1 protein-coding gene is annotated in these 2,184 nt (G+C 69.8%); it reads right to left on the bottom strand.

All coding sequences use genetic code 11. The annotated features are described in order from the left end of the window. Window positions 1-2,184, bottom strand: a 2,184-nt coding sequence (locus ACZ7IB_RS49015; RefSeq protein WP_470921853.1) for a type I polyketide synthase, incomplete at both ends; no start/stop codon positions are given.

Below are 2,184 nucleotides of genomic sequence, written 5' to 3' on the forward strand. Positions count from 1 at the left end.
GAGCCCTCCGCCGCGAACAGCACGTCCCTCAAAGGCCGTTCCAGCAGCGGGTCGAGGTGTGCGCACACCTCGTCCAGGGCTGCCGCGAACACCGGGAAGACCTCGGCCAGTTCACGTCCCATACCGGTTCGCTGCGCGCCCTGTCCGGTGAACAGGAACGCCAGCCGCCCCTCAACCTGCGTGCCCAGTACGGTCCCTGCAGCTTCCTCGCCGACCGCGAGTGTCCGCAGTCCGGCGAGCAGCTCATCGCGCCCGGCACCGGTGATGACCGCGCGGCGTTCCAGCTGCGCGCGGGTCGTGGCCAGTGCGAGCCCGACATCCACTGGCTCGGGGGCGTCCGTCCCCTCCAGCAGGTCCAGCAGACCGGCTGCCTGTGCCCGCAGTGCGCCATCGGTCCGGGCACTGAACACCAGCGGCAGCACCGGCACCTCGGCATCCCGAGGTTCCGCCGCCGTCTCCTCCTGCGGTGCCTCTTCGATGATCACATGGGTGTTGGTGCCGCTGATCCCGAACGATGAGACGCCCGCCCTTCGCGGCCCCTCGCTCTCCCAGGCCACCGCCTCGGTGAGTAGTTCCACCTGTCCGGCCGTCCAGTCCACCTTCGATGACGGCTCGTCCACGTGCAGGGTCTTGGGCAGTATGCCGTTGCGCATCGCCATGACCATCTTGATGATTCCGGCCACGCCCGCGGCGGCTTGGGTGTGTCCCAGGTTCGACTTGATGGAGCCGAGACGCAGGGGGCTTTCGGCGGGGCGGTTCTGGCCGTAGGTGGCGAGGAGTGCTTGTGCCTCGATGGGGTCGCCGAGGACGGTGCCGGTGCCGTGTGCTTCGACGGCGTGGATGTCGGTGGGGTTGAGGCGGGCGTTGCGGAGGGCTTGGTGGATGACGCGTTGTTGTGAGGGGCCGTTGGGTGCGGTGAGGCCGTTGCTTGCGCCGTCTTGGTTGACGGCGCTGCCTCGTACGACTGCCAGTACGCGGTGTCCGTTGCGCTGGGCGTCGGAGAGCCGCTCGACCAGCAGCATGCCGACACCCTCGCCCCAGCCGGTGCCGTCGGCCGAATCGGAGAAGGAACGGATGCGGCCGTCGCGCGCCAGACCGCGCTGCCTGCTGAAGTCGATGAAGGTGTCAGGCGTGGACATCACGGTCGCGCCGCCGGCCAGGGCGAGCGAGCATTCGCCGTTGCGCAGCGCCTGCACCGCGAGGTGCAGTGCGACCAGCGACGACGAGCACGCGGTGTCCACCGTCACCGCGGGGCCTTCGAGGCCGAGGGTGTAGGAGATGCGGCCGGAGGCGACGCTGCCGAGGCTGCCGTTGCCGAGGTAGGTGTCGACGCCTTCGGGGAGTGGGGAGTTGCCGAGGCGGGAGGCGTAGTCGTGGTACATGATGCCGGCGAAGACGCCGGTGCGGCTGCCGCGCAGGGTGTGGGGGTCGAGTCCGGCGCGTTCGAGTGCTTCCCAGGATGCTTCCAGGAGCAGGCGTTGCTGGGGGTCGGTGGCCAGTGCTTCGCGGGGGGAGATCCCGAAGAACTCGGCATCGAAGTCCGCCGCGTCGTGCAGGAAACCGCCCTCACGCGAGTAGGTCTTGCCGGACTTGCCGGGCTCCGGGTCATAGATGTCGTCGACGTTCCAGCCGCGGTCTTCGGGGAAGGGCGAAATGCCGTCGCGTCCTTCGGCGAGCAACTCCCACAGGTCTTCGGGGGTGTTGACGCCGCCGGGGAAGCGGCAGCTCATGCCGACGATGGCGATGGGCTCGTCGGGGGCCGCACCGGACGGGATGACCGGGGTCGCGGTCGAGGCCGGGGCCGCGCCGAAGAGCTTGTCGCCCAGGTACTCGGCGAGTGCCTGCGGTGTCGGGTAGTCGAAGACGAGAGTCGCGGGCAGCCGCAGGGCGGTCGCCTTGTTCAGCCTGTTGCGCAGTTCCACGGCGGAGAGGGAGTCGAAACCGATCTCGGTGAACGCGCGCCGGGCGTCGACGGCGCTCGCGCTGTCGTGGTGCAGCACCCCGGCGACGTGCGTGCGTACGAGGTCCAGCAGGGCGCGCTCGCGCTCCGTCGCGTCCAGGCGGTGCAGCCGGGTGGCGACTTCGGAGCCGGTGGTGGTGTGGGTGGTGGTGTGTGCGGTGGGGCGGGTGGGTGTTGTGGGGTGGAGGGTGTGGAGGAGGTGTTGGGTGGGGTGGTGGGGGTTG

This window comes from Streptomyces sp. NPDC037301, from assembly GCF_055602785.1.